A 5,413-nucleotide genomic window follows, 5' to 3' on the forward strand; every position below is an offset into this window, starting at 1 on the left:
TGCTCTTTAAAAACTAACAGCCGATAAGTGTGGGCGCTTGATAGCGAGTGCGGCCGGTTCTTCGGAGCCGGTAAAGCAAAAGTATCAAGAGTCTCACACGAAGTATCAGAGGAAGGTTTATCCGTCTTTGGATGGATGAATCATCGTCAGTACGTTGAGTGAGCGACCGGTTCAGAGATGAACCGAAAACAGTAACAGGTATTGAACTGAAGAGTTTGATCCTGGCTCAGATTGAACGCTGGCGGCATGCCTTACACATGCAAGTCGAACGGCAGCACGGGGGCAACCCTGGTGGCGAGTGGCGAACGGGTGAGTAATACATCGGAACGTGTCCTGTAGTGGGGGATAGCCCGGCGAAAGCCGGATTAATACCGCATACGACCTAAGGGAGAAAGCGGGGGATCTTCGGACCTCGCGCTATAGGGGCGGCCGATGGCAGATTAGCTAGTTGGTGGGGTAAAGGCCTACCAAGGCGACGATCTGTAGCTGGTCTGAGAGGACGACCAGCCACACTGGGACTGAGACACGGCCCAGACTCCTACGGGAGGCAGCAGTGGGGAATTTTGGACAATGGGGGCAACCCTGATCCAGCAATGCCGCGTGTGTGAAGAAGGCCTTCGGGTTGTAAAGCACTTTTGTCCGGAAAGAAAACTTCGAGGTTAATACCCTTGGAGGATGACGGTACCGGAAGAATAAGCACCGGCTAACTACGTGCCAGCAGCCGCGGTAATACGTAGGGTGCGAGCGTTAATCGGAATTACTGGGCGTAAAGCGTGCGCAGGCGGTCTGTTAAGACCGATGTGAAATCCCCGGGCTTAACCTGGGAACTGCATTGGTGACTGGCAGGCTTTGAGTGTGGCAGAGGGGGGTAGAATTCCACGTGTAGCAGTGAAATGCGTAGAGATGTGGAGGAATACCGATGGCGAAGGCAGCCCCCTGGGCCAACACTGACGCTCATGCACGAAAGCGTGGGGAGCAAACAGGATTAGATACCCTGGTAGTCCACGCCCTAAACGATGTCAACTAGTTGTTGGGGATTCATTTCCTTAGTAACGTAGCTAACGCGTGAAGTTGACCGCCTGGGGAGTACGGTCGCAAGATTAAAACTCAAAGGAATTGACGGGGACCCGCACAAGCGGTGGATGATGTGGATTAATTCGATGCAACGCGAAAAACCTTACCTACCCTTGACATGGTCGGAAGTCTGCTGAGAGGTGGACGTGCTCGAAAGAGAACCGGCGCACAGGTGCTGCATGGCTGTCGTCAGCTCGTGTCGTGAGATGTTGGGTTAAGTCCCGCAACGAGCGCAACCCTTGTCCTTAGTTGCTACGCAAGAGCACTCTAAGGAGACTGCCGGTGACAAACCGGAGGAAGGTGGGGATGACGTCAAGTCCTCATGGCCCTTATGGGTAGGGCTTCACACGTCATACAATGGTCGGAACAGAGGGTTGCCAAGCCGCGAGGTGGAGCCAATCCCAGAAAACCGATCGTAGTCCGGATCGCAGTCTGCAACTCGACTGCGTGAAGCTGGAATCGCTAGTAATCGCGGATCAGCATGCCGCGGTGAATACGTTCCCGGGTCTTGTACACACCGCCCGTCACACCATGGGAGTGGGTTTCACCAGAAGTAGGTAGCCTAACCTGCAAAGGAGGGCGCTTACCACGGTGGGATTCATGACTGGGGTGAAGTCGTAACAAGGTAGCCGTATCGGAAGGTGCGGCTGGATCACCTCCTTTCTCGAGCTTCGCACCCAACATTAAGCGCTCACGCTTATCGGCTGTTGTTTAAGACAGGCTTTGGGTCTGTAGCTCAGTCGGTTAGAGCACCGTCTTGATAAGGCGGGGGTCGTTGGTTCGAATCCAACCAGACCCACCACGGTCAAGGCGGGTCGGTCGGCGGATCGACGCACGCGAGAGACTTGGGGGATTAGCTCAGCTGGGAGAGCACCTGCTTTGCAAGCAGGGGGTCGTCGGTTCGATCCCGTCATCCTCCACCAATCCTCAATGCACAGTGTTCAGGTCACTGAATGCTGCGCATTGGCGATTGAAGCCAGTTGATGCTGCGAGCATGGAAGTAAGCTTGTCGGCTAAACGTTCTTTAACAATCTGGAAGAAGTAGTAAAGAGAATCGCGAAAGCACTTAGAGATGGGTGCGAGTAGGTGATTCAAGGGTAGTGATTGTATCAAGTATGAAAAGTGATCTTAACGATGACTTGGAATACGGCACAACGCGAATACTCAGCCTGTAGCGTGCGTGGAAGTGAAAACAGACACACTCGTTATAGGGTCAAGCGAACAAGTGCATGTGGTGGATGCCTTGGCGATCACAGGCGATGAAGGACGCGGTAGCCTGCGAAAAGCGGAGGGGAGCTGGCAAACGAGCTTTGATCCTCCGATATCCGAATGGGGAAACCCGGCCCGCATGGGTCATCCTAGACTGAATCCATAGGTCTAGCGAAGCGAACGCGGTGAACTGAAACATCTAAGTAACCGCAGGAACAGAAATCAACCGAGATTCCCAAAGTAGTGGCGAGCGAAATGGGACCAGCCTGTACTCTTTATCCTTCTTATTAGCTGAACGCTCTGGAAAGTGCGGCCATAGCAGGTGATAGCCCTGTAAGCGAAAATAGGAGGGAAGAACTAGGTGTACGACAAGTAGGGCGGGACACGTGAAATCCTGTCTGAAGATGGGGGGACCATCCTCCAAGGCTAAATACTCGTGATCGACCGATAGTGAACCAGTACCGTGAGGGAAAGGCGAAAAGAACCCCGGGAGGGGAGTGAAATAGATCCTGAAACCGCATGCATACAAACAGTCGGAGCCTCGTAAGGGGTGACGGCGTACCTTTTGTATAATGGGTCAGCGACTTACGTTCAGTAGCGAGCTTAACTGATTAAGGCAGGCGTAGCGAAAGCGAGTCCGAATAGGGCGATCAGTTGCTGGGCGTAGACCCGAAACCAAGTGATCTATCCATGGCCAGGTTGAAGGTGCGGTAACACGTACTGGAGGACCGAACCCACTAACGTTGAAAAGTTAGGGGATGAGCTGTGGATAGGGGTGAAAGGCTAAACAAACTTGGAAATAGCTGGTTCTCTCCGAAAACTATTTAGGTAGTGCCTCGTGTATCACCTTCGGGGGTAGAGCACTGTCATGGTTGTGGGGTCCATTGCGGATTACTACGCCATAGCAAACTCCGAATACCGAAGAGTGCAATCACGGGAGACAGACATCGGGTGCTAACGTCCGGTGTCAAGAGGGAAACAACCCAGACCGCCAGCTAAGGTCCCAAAGATTGGCTAAGTGGGAAACGAAGTGGGAAGGCTAAAACAGTCAGGAGGTTGGCTTAGAAGCAGCCACCCTTTAAAGAAAGCGTAATAGCTCACTGATCGAGTCGTCCTGCGCGGAAGATGTAACGGGGCTCAAGCCAGTCACCGAAGCTGCGGATGCACGTTGAAAGATACGTGTGTGGTAGGAGAGCGTTCCGTAAGCCTGCGAAGGTGTGTCGAAAGGCATGCTGGAGGTATCGGAAGTGCGAATGCTGACATGAGTAGCGATAAAGGGGGTGAAAAGCCCCCTCGCCGTAAGCCCAAGGTTTCCTACGCAACGTTCATCGGCGTAGGGTGAGTCGGCCCCTAAGGCGAGGCAGAAATGCGTAGCTGATGGGAAGCAGGTCAATATTCCTGCACCATTGTTAGATGCGATGGGGGGACGGATCGCGGAAGGTTGTCCGGGTGTTGGAAGTCCCGGTCGCTGCGTTGGAGAAGGCACTTAGGCAAATCCGGGTGCGCAATTCAAGGGCGTGGCGCGAGCTTCTTCGGAAGCGAAGCAATTGGAAGTGGTTCCAAGAAAAGCCTCTAAGCTTCAGTCTAACGATGACCGTACCGCAAACCGACACAGGTGGGCGAGATGAGTATTCTAAGGCGCTTGAGAGAACTCGGGAGAAGGAACTCGGCAAATTGGTACCGTAACTTCGGGATAAGGTACGCCCTTGTAGCTTGACTGGCCTGCGCCAGGAGGGTGAAAGGGTTGCAATAAACTGGTGGCTGCGACTGTTTAATAAAAACACAGCACTCTGCAAACACGAAAGTGGACGTATAGGGTGTGACGCCTGCCCGGTGCCGGAAGATTAAATGATGGGGTGCAAGCTCTTGATTGAAGTCCCGGTAAACGGCGGCCGTAACTATAACGGTCCTAAGGTAGCGAAATTCCTTGTCGGGTAAGTTCCGACCTGCACGAATGGCGTAACGATGGCCACACTGTCTCCTCCCGAGACTCAGCGAAGTTGAAGTGTTTGTGATGATGCAATCTCCCCGCGGCTAGACGGAAAGACCCCATGAACCTTTACTGTAGCTTTGCATTGGACTTTGAACCGATCTGTGTAGGATAGGTGGGAGGCTATGAAACCGGAACGCTAGTTTCGGTGGAGCCGTCCTTGAAATACCACCCTGGTTTGTTTGAGGTTCTAACCTTGGTCCATGATCTGGATCGGGGACAGTGCATGGTAGGCAGTTTGACTGGGGCGGTCTCCTCCCAAAGTGTAACGGAGGAGTACGAAGGTACGCTAGGTACGGTCGGAAATCGTGCTGATAGTGCAATGGCATAAGCGTGCTTAACTGCGAGACCGACAAGTCGAGCAGGTGCGAAAGCAGGTCATAGTGATCCGGTGGTTCTGTATGGAAGGGCCATCGCTCAACGGATAAAAGGTACTCTGGGGATAACAGGCTGATACCGCCCAAGAGTTCATATCGACGGCGGTGTTTGGCACCTCGATGTCGGCTCATCTCATCCTGGGGCTGTAGCCGGTCCCAAGGGTATGGCTGTTCGCCATTTAAAGAGGTACGTGAGCTGGGTTTAAAACGTCGTGAGACAGTTTGGTCCCTATCTGCCGTGGGCGTTGGATATTTGAAGGGGGCTGCTCCTAGTACGAGAGGACCGGAGTGGACGAACCTCTGGTGTACCGGTTGTGACGCCAGTCGCATCGCCGGGTAGCTATGTTCGGAAGAGATAACCGCTGAAAGCATCTAAGCGGGAAACTCGCCTTAAGATGAGATATCCCCGGGGCTTCGAGCCCCTTGAAGGGTCGTTCCAGACCAGGACGTTGATAGGTCAGGTGTGTAAGTGCAGTAATGCATTGAGCTAACTGATACTAATTGCCCGTAAGGCTTGATCCTATAACCGGTGTGTTTGCCTTCCATCGGTTGAGTAACCAAAGCGTGTGCGACAGTCACACCCTAACTACTTCTTCCCAGATTGGTTGTGGCGTCCCAGGACGACACAACAACAAGTCATGCCTGATGACCACAGCGAGTTGGTACCACCCCTTCCCATCCCGAACAGGACCGTGAAACGACTCCACGCCGATGATAGTGCGGATTCCCGTGTGAAAGTAGGTAATCGTCAGGCTCCTTATGC

2 tRNA genes and 3 rRNA genes are annotated in these 5,413 nt (G+C 53.3%); all 5 read left to right on the forward strand.

The features are described 5' to 3' along the window. The first annotated feature begins 203 nt into the window (after positions 1–203). The 5 genes from AWB76_RS38250 (at position 204) to rrf (ending at position 5,404) form a co-directional block, all read left to right on the forward strand. Positions 204–1,737: ribosomal RNA gene (locus AWB76_RS38250) — 16S ribosomal RNA — on the forward strand. Positions 1,738–1,799: 62 nt separating this feature from the next. After that, positions 1,800–1,876: transfer RNA gene (locus AWB76_RS38255), tRNA-Ile, on the forward strand. Between the two features lie 45 nt (positions 1,877–1,921). Further along, positions 1,922–1,997, forward strand: a tRNA-Ala gene (locus AWB76_RS38260). 288 nt (positions 1,998–2,285) lie between these two features. Next, a 23S ribosomal RNA gene (locus tag AWB76_RS38265) occupies positions 2,286–5,172 on the forward strand. Between the two features lie 119 nt (positions 5,173–5,291). Further along, positions 5,292–5,404 (forward strand): 5S ribosomal RNA (gene rrf / locus AWB76_RS38270). Together the 16S, 23S and 5S rRNA genes with 2 tRNA genes alongside form the textbook arrangement of a ribosomal RNA operon. Positions 5,405–5,413: the final 9 nt, after the last annotated feature.

This window comes from Caballeronia temeraria (assembly GCF_001544795.2).
Lineage (GTDB): Bacteria > Pseudomonadota > Gammaproteobacteria > Burkholderiales > Burkholderiaceae > Caballeronia > Caballeronia temeraria.